Genomic DNA, 20,442 nt, shown 5'->3' with positions numbered 1-20,442 from the left:
CCCTCCCTCAAAGGCCCAGCATCAGCCTGATGTTCTGCACGGCCGCGCCCGACGCGCCCTTGCCGAGATTGTCGAGCCGGGCCACCAGCACGGCCTGCCCGCGCGCGGCGTTGCCGAAGACGCGCAGTTCGAGCTTGTTGGTGTCATTGAGCGCCTCAGCCTCGATCTTGCCGCCCAGCGAGGCCACCGCCTCGGCGGATGCGACCGACACCCATTCGGACCCGGCATAGGCCTTTGCCAGCGCGGCCTGCAGGTCGGCGGGCGTGGGCTTGCCCTTCATGAGGTCAAGATGCAGCGGCACGCAGACCAGCATCCCCTGCCGGAAGTTGCCGACCGATGGCACGAAGAGAGGCCGGCGGCTGAGGCCGGAATAAAGCTGCAACTCCGGCACATGCTTGTGCTCAAGGCCAAGGCCATAAAGCTCGAAGGAGGGCGCGGCGCCGGCCGTGTAGGCCTCGATCATGGCCTTGCCGCCGCCCGAGTAACCGGACACCGCATTGACCGTCACCGGATGGTCGGCATCCATCAGCCCTGCCTCGACCAGAGGGCGGATCAACGCGATGCCGCCAGTGGGATAGCAGCCCGGATTTGCGACCCGGCGCGATGCAGCGACCGCCCTGCCCTGCTCGGCGGATAATTCGGGGAAGCCATAGGTCCAGCCAGGCGCGATGCGATGCGCGGTGGAGGCGTCGACAATGCGGGGCCCGCCGCCCGGCAGGCCGTCCGCCATCGCGGCGGCGTCCTTGGCGGCATCGTCAGGCAGGCAGAGCACGACGAGATCGACGCGGCCGAAAAGATCGCGCTTGGCCGCCGGGTCCTTGCGCAGGGCGGGATCGATGCTGGCGATGGCGATCTCCGGCATGGCTGCCAGACGCTCGCGGATGCCGAGGCCGGTGGTGCCGCTTTCCCCGTCTATGAAGATGGTCGCCCTGGTGGTCATGATGGTCCTCTTTGCCCGATGGCTGCGTTCAGGACATGAAAAAGCCGCGCAGAGGCGCGGCTGGGTGCGTTCGGCCCGGGAACGAGCGTCAGCGCGCCAGCGAAAGGCGGCAGCTGCGTCGGCGACGGGCGAGGCTCAGGATCATGCGGCGGTTATGGGACCGGATCGGCGGCCTTGTCAATCCGCCGGTGCCACGGACCGATAGCTGGCGCCGGGTCTTCGAGTCATTGCAACAGCTTGCGCCGGCAGGCTCAGCAAGTGATTCAGGCCCCTGCCATCCTGATTCATGCGATCCTAGCGTGCAGGATCAACGCGCGCCGCGATCGCGCGCAACGGCATAGATCAGCCAGGGCACGATCAGGGTTGCGACCGAGAGCAGGATGCCGACGCCGCGCCAGAAGGCGGAGTGATCCGGCGCCTCGCCGTTGAGGGCCGGCACCAGATGGATCGCCCAGATCATCAACAGCGGCGAAAGAAAGGCGAAGGCTGACAGCAGCAGCCGGGCGCCGGCAGGCAGCGGCGAGCGCGCAGCGATCAGGATCGCGGGCAGTGCCAGCAAGGCGACCGCAACCACCGCTGCGACAAGACGCAACATCAAAGGCTCCCGAGCCGAAACGGAACCCATCGTCCCGCCTGCAAGACTATCTGAACCAGCGTGACTGGGAAGGCAAAGAGCGGCGCGCCGCAGGGTCGCAGGTCGCAGGTCGCGGGGTCGCAGGTCGCGGGGTCGCAGGTCGCGGGGTCGCGGGGTCGCAGGTCGCAGGCCGAAGGGGGGGTGCGCCGGCGGCGATCACGCCGCCAGACGCTTCATGTCCAGGCCGTATACCGGCCAAGGTCACGCATACTGATCGCTCCCCCGAACGATCAGGAGGATAGCAAGCCCCAAAAGCGCATGATGCGAAATCCGGAGCACTCCGGGTGGTATGAATACGTAGTCTCAAAGGCCGGGATGGCTCCCCATCGTCCAGAACGAAAAGGGCGGCCACGAAGGCCGCCCTTGGTTCGATCCAAACAGAGCGTGTTCCCGAACGATCAGCGCTTCGAGAACTGGAAGCTGCGGCGGGCCTTGGCCTTGCCGTACTTCTTGCGCTCGACCACGCGGCTGTCGCGGGTCAGGAAGCCGGCCTTCTTGAGGGGGCCGCGCAGCTCGGGCTCGTAATAGGTCAGCGCCTTGGACAGGCCATGGCGCACAGCGCCGGCCTGGCCGGAGAGGCCGCCGCCCTTGACCGAGACCGTGACGTCATACTGCTCTTCACGGTTGGCGATCTGGAGGGCCTGGTTGAGGATCAGGCGCAGCACAGGGCGGGCGAAATACACCGGCAGGTCGCGGCCGTTGATCATGATCTTGCCCTTGCCGGGCTTGATCCAGACACGGGCCACGGCGTTCTTGCGCTTGCCAGTGGCATAGGCGCGGCCCTGCTTGTCGAGCTTCTGCACATGGCGGGGGGCTTCGGGCTGGGCCGCGGCGGAACCCTTGAGCTGGTCAAGGGACTGGAGGATTTCGGCCATGCTCAAGCCCTCGCATTCTTGCGGTTGAGTGCAGCGAGGTCCACAGCCTCGGGCTGCTGGGCTGCGTGCGGATGCTCGGTGCCCTTGTAGACGCGCAGGTTGCCGAGCTGGGCGCGGCCAAGCGGGCCGCGCGGCAGCATGCGCTGCACGGCCTTCTCCACGATGCGCTCGGGGAAGCGGCCTTCGAGGATGAACTTGGCGGAGCGTTCCTTGATGCCGCCGATGAAGCCCGTGTGGTGATAATACACCTTCTGCTCCTTCTTGCGGCCGGTCAGCAGCACCTTCTCGGCGTTGATGACGATGACGTTGTCGCCGCAATCGACGTGGGGCGTGAACGAGGCCTTGTTCTTGCCGCGCAGACGCATGGCAACGAGCGAGGCCAGACGACCGACCACAAGGCCGGAACCGTCGATCACAACCCACTTCTTCTCGACTTCGGCGGGCTTCAGCGAGCGTGTCGCCGTGGTGAGCGCTGTCATGACAGACCCCTACCCGTTTGAGGACGTTGGAAATGAATGCCGCCACGGCATGGCTGCCACGGCGGCGGTGTGCGCGGTCTATGCGGCAAGCACGGAATGCTGTCAAGCACGCCAGCGACAGGAAATCCAGATCAAACCATTGAAAAACATGGATACATCAAGAACGGTATCATTTTACCGCATCCGGTTCCAGAGCCGGGCGGCCCCGGGCGGCCCCATGTGGCGGCAAGAGCCATCCGGCTTCGATGTCCGAAGGCTCAGCCTGTGCAGATTGCGCCCTCATGGGCAGCCACCCCGCGCGGGGCAATCAGCGCCCCGGGATCGAATAGGTGCCGGTGGCATGGCAGACGAGATCGCTGGCGCCTTCCGAGATGATCGACACCTCGCCAACCGCGAGCCGCTTGCCGAGCTTGAGGAGACGGCAGTCGGCGATCAGCGCCGCCTGGCCGGGCTTGCGCAGGAAATTGAAGGCCAGGTTGGTGGTGACGGCGAGGCCGACAGGCCCGATCTGCGCCAGGATGGCGACATAGAGCGCCAGATCGGCCAGGGCCATCATGGTGGGGCCGGAGATGGTGCCGCCGGGGCGGATGTGCCGCTCGTGATACGCGCAGCGCAGGCGCGCGGTCATCGGCCCTACAGCCTCGACATGATAGGACTTGCCGCCGTGATGGATCTGCGGGAATTCTTTGTCGAGGAAGGCGTCGATCTCGGCGGCGGTCATCAGGGTCATGACAGGTGAAGCTCTGCTGGAGGCATCGGGCGCATGACGTTTCCCGCCATCGGCACGTCGGCAGGCAGTTTGCGCCGCAGCCATCTGTCGCGTCACAGGCAGGTCTGGTCAACCCTGCCTCGCCCGTGGGCGGCGGGGCCAGGCCCGCCTCGCCGCCAGCGGCACGATGCACGCGGCGCGGGAATGGAGCCAGGACATGAATGACAGGCACGAACAGCCCTTGCTGCTGGCCGAGCAGGCCGACGGGATCGCGACGCTGACCCTCAACCGCCCCGACCAGCGCAACCCGCTTTCCGAAGGCATGATCGCCGCCTTGCAGAGCGCGCTGGACCGCATCGGCGCGGATCGTTCCGTGCGCGCCGTCATCATGTGCGCCACCGGGCCGGTGTTCAGCGCCGGCCACGACCTCAAGCAGATGAGCGCGCGCCGTGCCGATGCCGACCGGGGGCGCGCCTATTTCGCAGAGGTTCTGGGCCGCTGCGCCGCCATGATGCAGACCATCGTGCGCCTGCCGCAGCCTGTAATCGCGGCGGTAGAGGGCGTGGCGACCGCCGCCGGCGCGCAGCTCGTCGCCAGCTGCGACCTGGCCGTTGCCGGGGCGCAAGCCCGCTTCTGCACGCCTGGCGTCCACATCGGCCTGTTCTGCTCCACGCCGATGGTGCCGCTGTCGCGCAATCTTTCGGCCAAGCACGCCATGGAGATGCTGCTGCTCGGCGAGATGGTGAGCGCGAGCGATGCCGCACGCATGGGCCTCGTCAACCGCGTGGTCGAACCGGGCGCAGCCTTCGCCGAAGCGCAGCGCATGGCCGTGACGATCGCGTCGAAAGCGGCCTCGACCGTCAAGATCGGCAAACGGGCCTTCTACGAGCAACACGAAATGCGGCTTGACGAGGCTTATGCCCATGCCACCGCTGTCATGGTCGAGAACATGCTGGCGCGCGACGCCGAAGAAGGCATCGAAGCGTTCATGGAGAAGCGCTCGCCGCGCTGGGAGCCCTGAGCTGTTGCGCCGCGTTGGCGCACGGCGGGGCTGCATGCCGCGCTCTTGCCTGGCGCTGCGCAACTTGGCACGAGTGGGGCATGAACCACGACGCTTACGACGATGCCTTCATCCGCGATGTCCTCAAGGGCACGAAGCGCATCGCGCTCGTCGGCGCCTCGGCCAACGAGGCGCGTCCGAGCTTCATCGTGACGAAATATCTCATCGAGCGCGGCTATGATGTCGTGCCGGTGAACCCTGGCCTTGCCGGGCAGATGCTGCTGGGGCGCGTGGTCCATGGCGCGCTCAAGGACATTCCCGGCGCGGTCGACATGGTCGAGATCTTCCGCAACTCCGAGGCGGCGGGACCCATCACCGACGAGGCGCTGGCGCTCGTTCCCCGGCCCAAGGTGATCTGGATGCAGCTTTCGGTGCGCAATGACGAGGCGGCGGCAAGGGCGGAGGCGCTTGGCGTGAAGGTGGTGATGAACCGCTGCCCCAAGATCGAATATGGCCGTTTCTCGGGTGAGATCGGCTGGCAGGGGATCAATTCGCGCCTGCTCTCATCGAAGAAGCCGACGCTGTCCGGCAAGCATTTCCAGAAGCTGACGATCTCGCGCTGAAAGGCTCCGCGAGGAACGGGATAAGCGCCGGCGCAGCATCGAGGGACGCCTGAGGCCCTTGACGCCACATGTACGTTCGTTAAAAAGAACGAATTGTTCGCCGTTCTATCAGGAGCCTCCCATGTCCGCACAGCATCCCGGTTTCTCGACACTCGCCATCCATGCCGGGGCAGCGCCCGATGCGGCGACAGGGGCTCGCGCCACGCCGATCTACCAGACCTCGTCCTTCGTCTTCGACGATGTCGACCATGCCGCCTCGCTGTTCGGGCTGCAGGCCTTCGGGAACATCTACACCCGCATCGGCAACCCCACCAACGCCGTGCTGGAAGAGCGCGTCGCGGCGCTGGAGGGCGGCACGGCCGCTCTCGCCGTAGCTTCAGGCCACGCGGCGGAGTTCCTGACCTTCCACTGCCTGCTGCAGCCCGGGGACGAGTTCATCGCCGCAAGGAAGCTCTATGGCGGCTCGATCAACCAGTTCAACAACGCCTACAAGAATTTCGGCTGGAACGTGGTCTGGGCGGATTCCGACGAGCCGTCGAGCTTCGAGGCGGCGCTGACGGAGCGCACCAAGGCGATCTTCATCGAATCCATCGCCAATCCAGGCGGGGTGATCGTGGACATCGCCGCGATCGCGGCCATCGCGAAGAAGGCCAACATCCCGCTCATCGTGGACAACACCATGGCCTCGCCATACCTGATCCGCCCGTTCGAGCATGGCGCGGACATCGTCGTCCACTCGGCCACCAAGTTCCTCGGCGGGCACGGCAATTCGATCGGCGGACTGCTGGTCGATGGCGGCTCGTTCAACTGGACGGGAGACAAGCGCTACCCCATGCTCTCGGCGCCGCGCCCTGAATACAATAGCATGGTGCTGGGCGAAACATTCGGCAACTTCGCCTTCGCCATCGCCGCGCGCGTGCTCAGCCTGCGCGATCTGGGGCCGGCGCTCTCGCCGTTCAACGCCTTCCTCCTGCTGACCGGCATCGAGACGCTGCCGCTCAGGATGCAGCGCCATTGCGACAATGCGTTGGCCGTCGCCACGCATCTGAGCACGCATGCCGCCATCGACTGGGTGAACTATCCCGGCCTGCCGGGCGATCGGTACCATGACCTCGCCAAGCGTTATTCGCCAAAGGGCGCCGGCGCTGTCTTCACCATCGGGCTCAAGGGCGGCTATCAGGCGGGCGTAAAGCTGGTGTCGAACCTCAAGCTGTTCAGCCATCTGGCGAACATCGGCGACACGCGCTCGCTGGTGATCCACCCTGCCTCGACGACGCACAAGCAGCTCACCGCAGCCCAGCAGACCGCCGCCGGCGCGGGGCCCGAGGTTGTGCGCCTGTCGATCGGCATCGAGGACGCAGCCGACATCATCGCGGATCTCGATCAGGCGCTGGAGGCCTGAGGCGAGGCCGGACCCGAGCCTGGCGCGGCGAGCGTGGCCATGAACAGCGACCCATCCCGTTGGGGCCTTGCCACGCGCGCCGTTCATGCCGGGGCGACGCCCTGCCCGGCCACGGGCGCACGGATCACGCCGATCTACCAGACCAACGGCTTCGTGTTCGAGGATCTCGACCACGGGGCGGACATCTTCAACCTCAAGCGCGCCGGTTTCTCCTATTCGCGCGGCGCGAACCCGACCACCGCGGCGCTGGAGCGGCGGGTGGCGGCGCTCGAAGGTGGTTCGGGCGCCATCGCGGTGGCGTCGGGGCAATCGGCGCTGCTGCTGATCGTGATCACGCTGTGCGCCACGGGCGAGCGCTATGTCAGCGCCAACCGCCTGTTCGGCGGCTCGCTCTCGCTGGCGCGCCGGCTCGAAACCCGCTTTGGCATCGGCGTGGACTGGGCTGATCCCACGCCTGAGGCGATCGAGGCCGCGATCGGGCCGTTGACGCGCGGCGTCTTCATCGAGAGCGTCATCAATCCCACCGGAGAGGTGGTCGACGTGGCCGGCATCGCAGCCGTGGCGAAGCGCCACCGCCTGCCGCTGGTGGTCGACAACACGCTGGCCACGCCGGCGCTGCTGCGGCCAATCGAACACGGAGCCGACATCGTCTGGCATTCGGCCTCGAAGTTTCTCGCCGGATCTGGGCAGGCGATCGGCGGCGTGATCGTGGATGGCGGCAGCTTCGACTTCGCCGGCGACGCGCGCTTCAATCTCATCAGCGAGCCCTGGGCCGAGTATGACGATCTCGTCATTCCGGACGCCTATCCGCATACGGCCTTCATGACCGCGTGCCGTCTGATCGGGCTCCGCGAATTCGGGCCCGGCATGGCCGCGACCACGGCATTCCTGATCCTGATGGGGTGCGAGACGTTGCCGCTGCGCATGAAGCTGCACTGCGCGAATGCGCGGGCGCTGGCCAGCCATCTGTCGGCGCATCCTGCGGTTGTGTCGGTTTCCCTGCCCGCTCTCGCCTCCTCGCCCAACCACGATCTGGCCGACAGAATCTGCCCCGATGGCGTGGGCTCGGTGTTCACCGTCACGCTGAAGCAGGGCGAGGCGGCAGCGCGCGCCGCGCTCGACCGGCTCAGGCTGTTCTCGCATCTGGTCAACATCGGCGAGACCCGCTCGCTCGTGTCGCATCCGGCCTCGACGACGCATCGCTCGCTGCGGCCGCACGAACGCGCGGCCCTTGGCGTCACGCCGGGAACGCTGCGGTTGTCCGTAGGGCTCGAGGGCGTGCAGGACCTTATCGGCGACTGGGACCAGGCGCTGGCCTGATCAGGCCCCGGCGGACAGCCCGCCAGAGCGCTCGGCGTGCCATGCAGCCACGCCCAGCAGCACGATGGCGAAGCCCTGATGCGCGAGCCCGGCCCAGAGCGGCACCGCGAGCAGGAGCGTCACCACGCCAAGCGCGGCCTGGCACAGGATGAGGCCCGCGAGCAGATGTGCGCGGAAGGCCGCGTTGGAGCCGGGCATGAGGCGGCTGGCGCTCCAGACATGCCACAAGGCCAGAGCCAGCAGCGCATAGGCGCCGATGCGGTGATTGAACTGCACCAGAGCGACATTGGCGACGAGATTCTGGAGCAGCGGCGACTGCACGAACAGGCTGTCCATCGATGGAGCCAGCCGGCCATCCATCATCGGCCATGTGTTGTAGCTGAGGCCCGCGTCGAGCCCGGCGACCAGGCCGCCCAGGGCGATCTGCGCGAACAGGCCGGCGAGCAGCAGGCGAGCGCCGAGCCGCGCGCGCGGATGCGCAGCGTCCCGCAGGCCCTCACCCAGCCGCGCCCACATCCAGACAATCATGGTGAAGATGACTGAGGCCAGCGTGAGGTGCAGCGTCAGCTTGATCGGCGCGACGGCGACCATGCCCGGCTGGAGCCCGGAATTGACCATGATCCAGCCGATTGCGCCCTGCAGCCCGCCCAGCGCGCCGATGAAGGCGAGCCGCCACAACAGGCCGCCGCGCACCACACCCTTCCAGGCGAACCAGAACAGCGGCAAAAACCATGCAAAACCGATGAAGCGGCCGAACTGGCGGTGACCCCACTCCCACCAGTAGATGAACTTGAACTCGGCGAGGCTCATGCCCTTGTTGACGAGCTGGTATTGCGGGATCTGGCGATACTTCTCGAATTCGCTGATCCAGCCTGACTCGGTCAATGGCGGGACCGCGCCCATGAAGGGCCGCCATTCCGTGATCGACAGGCCTGAATCGGTCAGGCGGGTGGCGCCGCCGACCAGCACCATGGTGAAGACCAGCCCCGCCATCACGGCCAGCCAGACCCGAACGGCGGCGAGGCTGGCGGAGCCCTCGGCGCGGGCTGCGGGGTCATGATAAAGCGCTGTGCTCATGCGCGGCGGTTTAGACCCCGCGCACGGCAAGCTCAAGGCGCGTTTCGGCGCAGGGGCGCGGCGCAAGCCGGGCAGAAACCATCGCCTGCGTCCTTGCGCGCTCTGGCGCAGAGCGCCAAGTGTTCTATCAGGCCGCCAGGCAAGGCGAGGAGCACCCATGCGCAAGAGACAACGCAAGCTGGTCGGAGCGGTCGTCATGGTCGTGTTCGTCTGCGTCTACGCGCTGATGGCCATGGCGCTGGCGCAGGGGCGCATCACGGAAGCCTCCACCTTCTGGCAGACGCTCTGGTACTGCTTGCTGGGCCTGTTCTGGGTCGTGCCCCTGATGCCGCTGATCAAGTGGATGGAAAAGCCCGATCCGGGCGAGGAGCCGCCGCAGGTTCTGCCGCGCTGAGGCGGCGATCACGCCACATCAAGCCGCCGCCCCCGGTTCAGCAGAGCGAAGGGCAGCCCCGAAAGCATCGCCTTCAAGGAAGGGGCATTCTGGTGGAAGCCGTTGAGCGACACGCGCGGCAAGGCATGGCCATGCTCGGAATGCCCGGTGAAGACATGGCCGGGCCGCGTCGTCACCGCGGTGCGGAAGCCTGACAGGCGCGCGATGTCGAACTCGCGCGGGCCGGCCGAACTGCGGTCGCCGACCGGATAGGCCAGGTGATGCACGGGCTGGCCAAGCTCGAACTCGATCCGGTATCTGGCCCCCACGATTTCCGGCTGGGCCACGTGGAGCGGGTGCCGCGCCAGCATCGGATGAGTCATGGTGTGCGCGCCGATGGTGACGGAAGGCTCGCGGGCAAGCTCACGCAGGCCGTCCCAATCGAGGCAAAGCGCGCGGGTGAGGGCTGGGCCATCCACGCCCGCCTCCGCCGCAAGACGCGCGACGCCGGCCCGCAGCTCGGCCTCGGGCCGGGCGCGCAAAGCCCAGTAGATCTCCGCGAAGGCGGCTTGCTTCTGCATGGGGGTGGCCGTGAGGTGATCGTGGATGGCGCCGCCGATGACCAGCTGCACCCTGGGCAGCGCGCGGATCGCCTCCTCCAGCTCCAGCCACCAGAGCGAGGCCGTTCCATCCGCGAACCCGGTCGTGACATAGGCTGTCCACGGCGCGCCATGGCGACACAGAACAGGCAGCGCATGGTCGACATTGTCGCGGTAGCCATCATCGAAGGTCAGCGCCACGGCGAAGCGATCGCGGCGCGGCGCGGCCGGCAGCGACGCCATCTCGTCCATGTCCACGATGTCGAAGCCTTCCGCGCGGATCACAGACAGCGCCTCATCCAGCCATTCGGGCGTGATTTCGAGCAGCCGGTTCGGTGCGAAGCCATCGCAGCGCCAGGGCCGCACATGGTGCATCATCAGGATCGCGCCGACGCCCTGCGCAAGCCCCCTGCCCCAGCGATGGGCGCCGCTGAGAGTGATCGCCCTGAACACGCCGGCGAAGGCTGTATGGCGCAGGTTCATCCGCAGGCTCGCATTGTCAAAACGTTCAGTGTGATGGCGCGAATTGTTTGACCTCGGCGCAGTTTGCACTGTTCCGTTCAAGGCCGGGTTAAGAGGCCCGCGACAAGGGACGGGACATGAGTGCGTTCGCCTTCCGTGACCACGCGGCCGCGACGCCGGCGCGGAGTGGCCCAGCGGCGCTCGACTGGACCGCGCAGGCGACCGGGCTCGATGCAGCCGAGGCGGCGTGGCGCGCGCTCGAGGAGCATGGCCATGTGACGCCCTACCAGCGCTTCGACTGGGTCAGCGCCTTTGCCCGCCATGCCATGGACGGTGCGGCGCTGCGGGTCGTCACATTCCGCGCATCCTGCGGCCGGCCGATGGCGGTCCTGCCCTTCGCGCTCTGGCGCTGGCGCGGCATCACGCTTGCGGCCTTCGTCGGCGGCAAGCATGCAAACTTTCACATGGGCGTCTATGCGAAAGGCGCGATGGCCGGCCTCACAGCCGCGGATGCCCGCGCGATGCTGGAGGCCTGCGCCAGGGCGCTGGGCGGGGTCGATGCCTTCATGCTCACCAACCAGCCTGTAGCCTGGGATGGCGGGCGAAATCCGCTGGCGCTGCTGGAGGCCAGGCCAAGCCCGAGCCAGGCCTTCAAGCTGGCCCTTAGCGGCGATGGGGACGCCACGATCCGGAAGGCCATGAGCAGACATGCGCGCAAGAAGCACAAGACCAAGCGCGCCCGGTTTCTGGAGATGGGACCGTCGCGCCATTTCATCGCACGGAGCGATGCTGACAAGGAGCGCATCCTCGAGGCGTTCCTGAGGCAGAAGTCGCAACGCTTCAGCGCCATGGGCGTACACGACCCGTTCCAGCATCCGGGCATCCGCGCTTTCCTGCGCTGCGCCAGCGGCCTCGATGGTCAGGCGGAAGCGCTGGAGCTGGCGGCGCTGGAGCTGAACGGCGTCCTCATCGCCACCTATGTCGGAGCGGTGTCGCAGGGCCGCTTCAGCGGGATGGCCACATCCTTCGAGCCTGATCCGGGCGTGATAAAGGTCAGTCCGGGAGAATTGCTGCTGGTGGACCTGATCCGCCAGCAATGCGCGGCCGGTCGCAGCTGCTTTGATCTTGGCGTCGGGGAGGCGCGCTACAAGACCACAATCTGCGAACAGACCGAGGAACTCGTCGACAGCTTCGTCGCCATGAGCGGACGCGGGCAGATCGTGGCGGCCGTGCTGCGGCTGGCGCAGCAGGCGAAAGGCGCGGTCAAGCGCTCGCCCCGGCTGCATGCGCTCGCAATGCGGGTGAGCCAGCTGCGCCGGCTCTTCACACCTCGAGCGGCTGGCGCGAGCCAGGCCTGAAATTCGGGGCCGCCATGGCCCTGTCCTCGAACACAGCGATGGTCACGGGCAGTTCGTTGCCTTCGCTGAGGCGATAGGCGGTTTCCACCGCGTGGCCGTTGGAGAATTGATCGGCCAGCACCAGCGCGCCGTCCACCAACGGCATCAGCTTGCCATGGAAGCGATGGATGTCGCGGGTCGAAACCTCGATCAGCACATGGCGATAGGCGTCGGCCAGGGCATCGAGGGCGAGATCCAGCACTTCGTCGGCGCCGATCACGGCCTCGCGGCCCGCGCGCCCGGCCGTGATGATGTGCAGCCGGCTCTGCGGATCGCGATCGATGATGGAGGCGAAGCTGGCATCGCCCGAGAGCAGTTCGGACATGCCCTCGCGGCGCGAGCGCTCGCCGGCGGTCAGATCGATCAGCACGGTCGGCGCATCCTCGGCGAGTTCCGCCCCCAGAAGCTGGGCTGCGCCGGCCTGCGTGCCGGCATCGAGGACCATCAGCCGCGAGCCCTTGCCCTCCGGCACGGGACCGACGCAAGCGGCCACCTGATCGGCCCAGCCGGCGGCGTCATCCGTCATGAGGCGCAGGTGGCTGAGCCGGCCAGCATGGGCGATGAGGCCGGCGACGCGCGCCCTGCGCATGTCGCGGGCGGCGGGAGCAGGCTCCGCGGAAGGGTCAGCGCCGGCGCCATCACGATCGAGGCCCGGCTCGGCCCTGCGGCGGGCGGAAAAGCGCGCAGTGCCATGGCGCACGGCTTCGGGCTGCGGCACGGGGCCGGCGGGTTGGGCGGGCTGCACCACGCGACCGGAGAGAAGTTCGCGCGAAACCACCACCGACAGCGCGAGGAAGAAGGTCGCCAGCGTGGTCACGGCGACAGTCGGCGCCTTCTTGGGGAAGCTCGGCGTCATCGGCGTGATGGCGCGGGAGATGATGCGCGCATCGGCCGGATTGGCGTTGTCGGCATCCCGCGCCAGAGCGTCGCGCTGGCGGGCCAGGAACTGCTCGAGCTGTTCGCGCTGGGTCCGCGCCTCGCGCTCCAGGGCACGGAGCTGGACATCGCTCTCATTGGCCTCGCCGACAGTGCGCTTCTGGGCCTCGATCGTCGCTGCGACCGTCTCGACACGCGAGCCGGCGATGCGCGCCTCGTTCTCAAGCGTCCTCACGGTGCGCTCGGCAACGGCCCTGATCTGGCTTTCCAGATCCGTGATCTGGGCCGTGAGCTCCTTGATGCGCGGATGCTCGGGCAGGAGGGTGCGGCTCTCCAGCGCGATCTGGGCGCGCAGGTTGACGCGCTGTTCGACCAGGCGGCGCACCAGCTCGTTGTTCGCGACATCCGGCACCTCGAAGGTCCGTCCGGCGCGGATGGCATCGCGCAGGATGCGGGCCCTGGCTTGCGAATCCGACTGCACCGCCCGCGCGGCGGACAATTGCTGGGAGAGGTCGGCGAGCTGCTGCTGGGTGATCGTGGTGTTGTTGGCGCCCATCAGCAGGCCGGAGCGGGCGCGGAACTCCTCGACGCGGGCCTCGGCTTCCTGGACCTTCTGGCGCAGGGGCGTGATGGCCCCGCCAAGCCAGCTGGAGGCGCCACGGGCATTGTCTTTCTTTGCCGTCTCCTGGGATTCAAGATAGACGGCGGCGATGGTGTTCGCAGCCTTGGCGGCCAGCTCGGCATCGCGGGACTGGAACTCGATGGCGACAATGCGCGAGCGCGCCACCGGGAACACCAGCAGCGCGTCGTAGAATTTCTCGAGCACGCGATCTTCGGGCGTGCGGTCGGCCGGATTGCGTGCAAGCCCGATCTGCACCATCAGTTGCTCGATGCTGCCGAACAGGCCTGCTCCGGAGTCGAATTCGGGATTGCCGACGAGCTTGAGCCGGCGGATGGACTCCCGCGCCAGGTCGCGCGACATCACGACCTGAACCTGGCTGAGGACGGCCTCTGCGTCGATGCGATCGCCGCCGCCGTCGCGATCGCCGGCGGGACGGGTGTAGAAGCCGTCGCGGCTCTCCAGAAGAATGCGCGCCTCGCCCGTGTAGCGGGGCGTGACGAGGTGGACGACGACAACCGACGCCACCAGCACGAGCAGGGTCGGAATGATGATCCAGGCCTTGTGAGCGCCGATGGCGCGCCAGAGGGCATTGAGGTCAAGCATGCCATCGCCCGCCTGCTGCCGGCTGGGCTGCGCGATGCCGTGGTTGTGCTGCGCCGACGCATCGACCGTTGTCATGGCGGACTCATTCATACTGACCCTATCACTGGGGTCGATTACGGCTGATTAAGGTTGATGTTGCGTTAAGAGCACCGGCTCGCTGCATCATTCAAGATCAGCATTGCTGTGGTGAGGCATTTGTTAACCCTACCGAACTATTATCAGGCTACCTGTCGAGCACCCTCCTGTTCAGCGTTTCCCACGGTGTAGCCCATGTCCCGGCCCTTCATCCTGGCACTTGTCGTCTGCGGCCTGCTCGCGGGCGGCTGCGCGTCGCGCCATGAATTCGTCGCCGAGTTCGCCAGTGCTCATGAGCCGCGCGCGCCCTACCAGCTCGCCACCGGCGACCGCCTGCGCATCATCGTGTTCGGGCAGGACAATCTTTCCAATGTCTATGCGGTGGACAGCCAGGGCCGCATCTCGATGCCCCTGATCGGGGCCGTGGAGGCCACGGGACGGACCACCGGCCAGCTCGAGCGCCAGATCGAGGCCCGCTTGCGCGGCGGTTTCCTGCGCGAGCCCAAGGTTTCGGTGGAGGTGGATTCCTACCGTCCATTTTTCATCCTCGGGGAAGTCACCAGTTCGGGCCAGTTTCCCTATGTCAACGGCATGACCGTGCAGACGGCGGTGGCGATAGCCGGCGGTTTCACGCCGCGCGGCGACCGGCAGGTGGCGGTCATCACGCGCGAAGTGAACGGCGAGATCGTGACGGGCCATGTGCCCCTGAGCCAGCCTGTGCTGCCGGGCGACACCATCACCATCCGCGAACGCTGGTTCTGAGATCCTTCATGACCGGCAAGGACCCCATGCCTGCGCCTGCCGCACCGGAGCGGCTGCGCATCCTGCATGTGTTCCGCGCGCCGCTTGGCGGGCTTTTTCGCAATGTCATCGACCTGACCCAGGGGCAGATCGCGCTCGGCCATGAAGTGGGAATTTTCTGCGATTCGAGCACGGGGGGAACCAGGGCCGCCGACGTGCTGGCCGAACTGGCGCCCAGGCTTGCGCTGGGGCTGACGCGGGTGCCCATGACGCGCTACCCTGGCATGTCCGACCTCAAGGCCCTTCGTAGCTTCGTCGAGACGCGGCGGGCCGTGAACCCCGACATCATCCATACCCATGGCTCGAAGGGCGGCGTCTATGGCCGCCTGCCTGCCCGCCTCGACAGCCGCCGCGCCTACGCAACCGCCTACACGCCCCATGGTGGCAGCTTCAACTACAAGCCCGGAACCATGGTGCATCGCTTCTACATGGGCGTGGAGCGCCTGCTGGAGCCGGCCACCGACCTGTTCACCTTCGAGAGCCGCTTCATCCTCGGACGCTTCGAGGCCTATGTCGGGCGCAAGCCGCGCAACGGGCACCGCATCGTGCTCAATGGCGTCGCCGAGGACGAGTTCGTGCCGATCGACAACAGCGGGGCCAGCTTCGACATGGTGTATCTGGGCGAGCTGCGCTCCGCGAAGGGCATCGATACGCTTATCGACGCACTTCGCCGGCTCAAGAGCGCCGACAGGCTGACGCCCAGCCTGCTGATGGTCGGCTCCGGCCCCGATGACGCGCTGTTGAAGCAGATGGCGTCGGCGCTTGGCGTGGCCGAGCAGATCACCTGGGCTCCGCCCGGCCCGATCAGGGCGGCGCTGGCCCGCGCCCGTTTCATGGTCGTGCCATCGCGGGCGGAATCGCTGCCTTACGTGATCCTTGAGGCGGCGGCGGCGGCGCAGCCGCTTGTCTCCACCAATGTGGGCGGCATCCCGGAGATCTACGGCCCGGACCATCGCCAGCGGCTGATCCCCCCCAACGATCCCGAAGCGCTGCGCCTCGCGCTCAGGACCGCGCTGGCCAAATCCGACACCGAGCTCAAGGCGGAGGCCGCGGATCTCGCTGGCTTCGTGCGACGGCACTTCACGCTCGACCAGATGATCACCGGCGCGATCGAAGGCTATCGCTCGGCCCTGGAGCGCCGGGCGCGCCCGGCGCCCTGAGCGGACCCTTAAGCGTTCGTCTAGGTTTCAATGCTAAACATCTTTTGCTTCCACGCTGCAAAGTGAACGGCTCCGGACCGCAACCCATGTCACAATTCGATGTCCGCGATATCCTCAAGGCGACCCATGGCGCCGAGCCGGTCGAGCCGGGACCGCAGGCCATTCGGCGCGGCGAGGGCTCCCTGCCCCCGCTTGCCGAGCGCATCGCCGCGCTGCCGTTCCAGAAGAGCATGTCGCCGGTCATGGTCGAGGGGCTGACGCGCCTGTTCGACCTGCTGGCGGTCGCGCTCGTGGGGTTGGCGGTGTTCGCCTTCTATCTGTTCCCTGCGGTGGAGTTAACGCAGTCCTACGCGATCATCATCCCGCTGATGTCGGTGGCAAGCGTGGCGCTGTTCCAGGCGCTCCAGCTTTATCATGTCGGCGCCATGCGCGCCTTCGCGCCCCAGAGCTTGCGCATCTTTGCAGGCTGGAGCGCCCTGTTCATCGTCGCCGTGCTCTGCTTCTTCATGCTGAAGATGGGCGACACCGTTTCCCGCGTCTGGCTGGTGAGCTGGTATGTGGGTGGGCTCGCCTCGCTCCTGGCCTCGCGCGCGGCGCTGTCGGTGGTGTTGCGCAGGCTCACCCGCAGCGGCCGGCTTGAGCGCCGCACCGCCATCGTCGGCGGGGGCGAGGCCGGCATCGGGCTGATCGAGGCGCTCGAGGCGCAGCGCGATTCAGGCGTGCGCATCGTCGGCGTTTTCGACGACCGCAGTGACGACCGCTCCCCCGACACGGTGGGCGGCTACCCCAAACTCGGCACGGTCGAGGACCTCGTCGAGTTCGCGCGCCGCACCCATCTGGACCTCGTGATCTTCACGCTGCCGATTTCTGCGGAGCAGCGGCTGCTGCACATGCTGCGCAAGCTCTGGGTGCTGCCGATCGACATCCGCCTGTCAGCGCACATGTCGAAGCTGCGATTCAGGCCCCATTCCTATTCCTACATCGGCGCGGTGCCCGTGCTTGATGTCTTCGACAAGCCCATCGCTGACTGGGACATGGTCGTGAAGATGGTCTTCGACCGCGTCGTGGGGGCGCTGGCGCTGATCGTGCTCTCGCCTGTGATGCTGCTGACGGCGCTGGCGGTGAAACTCGATTCCAGGGGCCCGGTCTTCTTCCGGCAGAAGCGCTACGGCTTCAATAACGAGATGATCGAGGTGTTCAAGTTCCGCTCCCTGTATGTCGAGCATGCGGACGCGACCGCCTCGCGGCAGGTCACGAAGGGCGATCCACGTGTAACGCGCGTCGGCCGCTTCATCCGCAAGACCTCGCTAGACGAGCTGCCGCAGCTGCTCAACGTGGTGTTCAAGGGCAATCTCAGCCTAGTCGGGCCGCGCCCCCATGTGGCCCACGCCAAGGCCGAGGACAGGCTCTACGATCAGGTGGTCGATGGCTATTTCGCGCGCCACAAGGTCAAGCCCGGCATCACCGGCTGGGCCCAGATCAATGGCTGGCGTGGCGAGACGGACACCGAGGACAAGATCCAGCGGCGCGTCGAGCATGACCTCTACTATATCGAGAACTGGTCGGTGCTCTTCGACCTCTACATCCTCGTGATGACGCCGATCTCGCTTTTCAACACGGAAAACGCGTATTGAGCGCGGCGGTCGAACCCGGCTACGGCATGGCGACGGCCGCAGGGCCGCGGCAATACAGCCTGTCGATCGCCCGGCTGCAGCGGGGCGTGCTGTGGTTCTTCGTCTTCTGCGGCTGCTTCGCGCTGATCGAGCCCTCGCCCTACGAGGTGATGTTCCTCGTCACCGTCTTCGTGTTCATGGTCACGGGACTGCGCGTCAACGCCAAGGTGATTCCGCTCGTCGTCATCCTGATCGTGTTCAACATCGGCGGCATCTTCTCGCTGATCCCCTTCATGGACGAGCCGGCATCGGTGCGCTTCATCGCGGTGGGCGTTTATCTCATGTTCACCGCCTTCCTGTTCGCGGCCTTGATGTCCGACGACGCGGCGGGGCGGCTCGAGACGATGCGGCGGGGGCTGATCGCCTCGGCCTGGCTCGCCACCACGGCGGGCCTGCTCGGTTACTTCGACATTGCCGGGCTCGGCAGCCTGTTCAGTGTCAATGACCGCGCCTCCGGGACCTTCAAGGATCCGAACGTGCTCGGGCCTTATCTCGTGCTGCCGCTCATCTTCATCATTCAGGCCATCCTGCTGCGGCGCATCGGACTGGTGGCGGGGCTGCTGCTGATGAGCGTGCCGCTGCTGGGGCTTTTCCTCAGCTTTTCGCGCGGGGCCTGGGGCAACTTCGTCGGCTCGACCCTGCTGCTGTTCGCACTGACCTTCATCAGCGCGCCGAACGCGGCCCAGCGCGCCAGGGTGGCTGGCTTCTCGCTGCTGATCGTGGCGGCGGCGGTGGCGGGCCTCCTGGTCGCCATCTCATTCGAGCCCATCCGCGAGGTCTTCAACCAGCGCGCCAGCCTCAACCAGTCCTATGACCTTGGCGTGCAGGGCCGTTTCGGCAACCAGCTGCGTTCCATCGCCATGCTGCTGGAAATGCCCAACGGGATGGGGCCTCTGCGCTTCCGCCTCTATTTCCCGGAAGATCCGCACAACACCTTCATCAACGCCTTCGCCTCCTATGGCTGGCTCGGCGGCTTTTCCTATGCGGCGCTGTTCGTCACGACCATGATCGCGGGCTGGACCATCGCGCTGCGCCGCTGGCGCCTGCAGAACGCATCCATCGCCATCTGGTCGGTCCTGTTTGTCACCCTGCTCCAGGGCCTGCAGATCGACATCGACCACTGGCGGCATGTCTATCTGATGCTGGGGCTGGTGTGGGGCCTTAGAGCCATCGCGCCGGAGCCTGCGCCGCGCTAGGTTCATCGTCGGTCAGGCCACGCCGCTCACCGCCCAGGCCGCGCTGTCGGGCTCGAGACCGATCAGCGCCAGACCGTGGGCGATCGATTCGAACTGCCCGCCGGAATCGAGCTTGTCCACCCCGAAGCGCTGGCTGAACAGTCGTCGCACCGCCGGAATGAAGGAGGTGCCGCCGGTGAGGAACACCTTGTCGATGTCGTCCGGCTTCAACCCCTGCCGCTCGAACAGGCCGTCCACTGCAGTTCCGATCCGGGCAAGATCATCCGCGATCCAGCCCTCGAACTCGCCGACCGTGATCGTGCGCTCGATCTCGATGCCGCCCTTGCGGAAGCTGAACAGCGCGCTCGGCGCCGACGACAACGCGACCTTCGCTGCCGAGACGGACCGATATATGGAAAAGCCCCAGTCATTCTCGATCACGTCCATCAGATCGGCGATCAGGTCCGGACGCAGCGCAATCTTCTTCAGCTTCTCCAGCTCGCGCCGGTTGTCGGAGGATTTCAGCATGGCGAGCTGATGCCAGCGCGCGAAGTTCGCATAGTAATGCGCCGGCACGTCCATGACCTTGCCCATGGAGCGATACTGGCTGCCCTTGCCCAGCCTTGGCGCAACCACGGCATTGATGATGCGGTAGTCGAAGCTGTCGCCCGCGATGCCCACGCCGGCATGGCCGATGGGCACCGCACGCAGCGAACCATTGCGGCGCTCGAAGCGCATGATCGAGAAGTCCGAGGTGCCGCCGCCGAAATCGCAGACAAGTATCGTGGCGTCGCGCTCGAGCCGCTGCGCATAATAGAAGGCCGCGCCGACCGGCTCGTAGACATAGGCCGGGCTGGCGAACCCCGCCCTGGCATAGGCTGCATCATAGCGCCTGTGCGCCAGCGCCTCATCCGGATTGCCGCCAGCGAAGGCGACGGGCCGGCCCGACACGATGGCGGCCCGCTGCGGGATCTGCCCCTGCGCATCGTCCAGGATCCGGCCGAAGAAAGTGGCCAACAGATCCTCGAACAGATAGCGCGTGGAAAAGATGCGCGTGTCACGGAACACCGCGCTCGCCACATGGCTCTTGAACGACTGGATGAAGCGGGTCTCGCCCACCGAGGCGAGGTAGCGGTCGATGGCGTAGGGCCCGCCCGTGATGTCGACGCTGAGCAGGCGGCTCGAATCATCGCGCTCGAAGCACAGCACCGAGCGATAGACATCGGCGAGGCCGCCTGCATGCGGGTAAGTGATCAGGCGCACGCCTGCTTCGCGGCTGGCGATCGCCACCACCGTGTTGGTGGTGCCGAAGTCGACGCCGATCGAGATGTCCGATGTGAGCCGATCAGGCATGGGCAGGCTCCGCGCTGGCGATAAGTGGAAGGCGCGCGCGGCGGATCAGTCCGCCGCCTGGCGAAGCCCCCCCTCATGACCAGGCGGGCCGTCGGGGACAAGCGGCGTACAGGGCCTCGCCCCCCGATGCAAGCGCTCCGGCCCAGCCGGCATGCATGGGCGAGCCCCCCCGGACGCCGCCTTGCAAAAACCTGGCGCAGGGGCTCATCCAACG

General features: G+C 66.8%; 19 protein-coding genes. 10 read left to right on the top strand and 9 right to left on the bottom strand.

Annotated features, from left to right (window positions below; translation table 11 throughout):
• Window positions 1-7: 7 nt before the first annotated feature.
• The 5 genes from argC to HEQ16_09140 all read right to left on the bottom strand — a co-directional run bounded on the left by argC (window position 8) and on the right by HEQ16_09140 (window position 3,649).
• Window positions 8-940, bottom strand: coding sequence for an N-acetyl-gamma-glutamyl-phosphate reductase (gene argC / locus HEQ16_09160; GenBank protein ID MCO4054205.1), 933 nt, complete (start codon window positions 938-940; stop codon window positions 8-10).
• A 307-nt stretch (window positions 941-1,247) separates the two neighbouring features.
• A complete protein-coding gene (locus HEQ16_09155) occupies window positions 1,248-1,535 on the bottom strand; it encodes a hypothetical protein (GenBank protein MCO4054204.1) in 288 nt (95 codons plus the stop codon).
• Window positions 1,536-1,972: 437 nt separating this feature from the next.
• Window positions 1,973-2,449: a 30S ribosomal protein S9 gene (rpsI, locus tag HEQ16_09150; GenBank protein ID MCO4054203.1), complete on the bottom strand. Its 477-nt coding sequence runs from the start codon at window positions 2,447-2,449 to the stop codon at window positions 1,973-1,975.
• 2 nt (window positions 2,450-2,451) lie between these two features.
• Entirely contained in the window at window positions 2,452-2,928 is a 477-nt protein-coding gene (gene rplM, locus HEQ16_09145; GenBank protein ID MCO4054202.1) for a 50S ribosomal protein L13, read from the bottom strand.
• A 307-nt stretch (window positions 2,929-3,235) separates the two neighbouring features.
• Complete coding sequence (locus HEQ16_09140; GenBank protein ID MCO4054201.1) at window positions 3,236-3,649, bottom strand: PaaI family thioesterase; 414 nt, start codon at window positions 3,647-3,649, stop codon at window positions 3,236-3,238.
• 205 nt (window positions 3,650-3,854) lie between these two features.
• On the opposite strand from HEQ16_09140, the gene HEQ16_09135 reads away from it, so the two are divergent.
• The 4 genes from HEQ16_09135 to HEQ16_09120 all read left to right on the top strand — a co-directional run bounded on the left by HEQ16_09135 (window position 3,855) and on the right by HEQ16_09120 (window position 7,982).
• A complete protein-coding gene (locus HEQ16_09135) occupies window positions 3,855-4,658 on the top strand; it encodes an enoyl-CoA hydratase (protein ID MCO4054200.1) in 804 nt (267 codons plus the stop codon).
• An 80-nt stretch (window positions 4,659-4,738) separates the two neighbouring features.
• Complete coding sequence (locus tag HEQ16_09130; protein MCO4054199.1) at window positions 4,739-5,260, top strand: CoA-binding protein; 522 nt, start codon at window positions 4,739-4,741, stop codon at window positions 5,258-5,260.
• Window positions 5,261-5,381: 121 nt separating this feature from the next.
• Window positions 5,382-6,662: an O-acetylhomoserine aminocarboxypropyltransferase gene (locus HEQ16_09125; protein ID MCO4054198.1), complete on the top strand. Its 1,281-nt coding sequence runs from the start codon at window positions 5,382-5,384 to the stop codon at window positions 6,660-6,662.
• A gap of 39 nt (window positions 6,663-6,701) precedes the next feature.
• Window positions 6,702-7,982 carry an aminotransferase class V-fold PLP-dependent enzyme gene (locus HEQ16_09120; protein MCO4054197.1) on the top strand — a complete coding sequence of 427 codons (1,281 nt, stop codon included), beginning with the start codon at window positions 6,702-6,704 and terminating at the stop codon, window positions 7,980-7,982.
• Here the strand turns inward: HEQ16_09120 and HEQ16_09115 are convergent, their stop codons facing one another.
• Complete coding sequence (locus tag HEQ16_09115) at window positions 7,983-9,059, bottom strand: heme A synthase (GenBank protein ID MCO4054196.1); 1,077 nt, start codon at window positions 9,057-9,059, stop codon at window positions 7,983-7,985.
• Between the two features lie 157 nt (window positions 9,060-9,216).
• On the opposite strand from HEQ16_09115, the gene HEQ16_09110 reads away from it, so the two are divergent.
• A complete protein-coding gene (locus HEQ16_09110; GenBank protein ID MCO4054195.1) occupies window positions 9,217-9,453 on the top strand; it encodes a DUF2842 domain-containing protein in 237 nt (78 codons plus the stop codon).
• A gap of 8 nt (window positions 9,454-9,461) precedes the next feature.
• Here HEQ16_09110 and HEQ16_09105 read toward each other — a convergent pair whose 3' ends face one another.
• On the bottom strand, window positions 9,462-10,514 hold the full coding sequence (locus HEQ16_09105) for a polysaccharide deacetylase family protein (protein ID MCO4054194.1): 1,053 nt from the start codon (window positions 10,512-10,514) through the stop codon (window positions 9,462-9,464).
• A gap of 116 nt (window positions 10,515-10,630) precedes the next feature.
• Between HEQ16_09105 and HEQ16_09100 the strand changes: the two genes are divergently transcribed.
• Entirely contained in the window at window positions 10,631-11,851 is a 1,221-nt protein-coding gene (locus tag HEQ16_09100) for a GNAT family N-acetyltransferase (GenBank protein ID MCO4054193.1), read from the top strand.
• On the opposite strand, the gene HEQ16_09095 is transcribed toward HEQ16_09100, so the two are convergent.
• Window positions 11,817-14,066 (bottom strand): GumC family protein, encoded by a 2,250-nt coding sequence (locus HEQ16_09095; protein MCO4054192.1) that lies wholly within the window; start codon window positions 14,064-14,066, stop codon window positions 11,817-11,819. The two genes, HEQ16_09100 and HEQ16_09095, sit on opposite strands and share 35 nt — an antisense overlap.
• A gap of 195 nt (window positions 14,067-14,261) precedes the next feature.
• Here HEQ16_09095 and HEQ16_09090 point away from each other — a divergent pair, with 195 nt between their 5' ends.
• The 4 genes from HEQ16_09090 to HEQ16_09075 all read left to right on the top strand — a co-directional run bounded on the left by HEQ16_09090 (window position 14,262) and on the right by HEQ16_09075 (window position 18,896).
• Complete coding sequence (locus HEQ16_09090; GenBank protein ID MCO4054191.1) at window positions 14,262-14,828, top strand: polysaccharide export protein; 567 nt, start codon at window positions 14,262-14,264, stop codon at window positions 14,826-14,828.
• A 26-nt stretch (window positions 14,829-14,854) separates the two neighbouring features.
• Window positions 14,855-16,027, top strand: a complete 1,173-nt coding sequence (locus HEQ16_09085) for a glycosyltransferase family 4 protein (GenBank protein MCO4054190.1) — start codon at window positions 14,855-14,857, stop codon at window positions 16,025-16,027.
• Window positions 16,028-16,113: 86 nt separating this feature from the next.
• Complete coding sequence (locus HEQ16_09080; protein ID MCO4054189.1) at window positions 16,114-17,661, top strand: undecaprenyl-phosphate glucose phosphotransferase; 1,548 nt, start codon at window positions 16,114-16,116, stop codon at window positions 17,659-17,661.
• Entirely contained in the window at window positions 17,658-18,896 is a 1,239-nt protein-coding gene (locus HEQ16_09075) for an O-antigen ligase domain-containing protein (GenBank protein ID MCO4054188.1), read from the top strand. Before HEQ16_09080 ends, HEQ16_09075 begins: the two co-directional genes overlap by 4 nt.
• Before the next feature lie 12 nt (window positions 18,897-18,908).
• Here the strand turns inward: HEQ16_09075 and HEQ16_09070 are convergent, their stop codons facing one another.
• A complete protein-coding gene (locus HEQ16_09070; GenBank protein ID MCO4054187.1) occupies window positions 18,909-20,228 on the bottom strand; it encodes an Hsp70 family protein in 1,320 nt (439 codons plus the stop codon).
• Window positions 20,229-20,442 lie beyond the last annotated feature (214 nt).

Origin of the sequence: Bosea sp. (in: a-proteobacteria) (assembly GCA_023910605.1) — a bacterium.
Lineage (GTDB): Bacteria > Pseudomonadota > Alphaproteobacteria > Rhizobiales > Beijerinckiaceae > Allobosea.
Note: the sequence above shows the minus strand (reverse complement) of the source record. Positions and strands in the feature narration are given on the sequence as shown.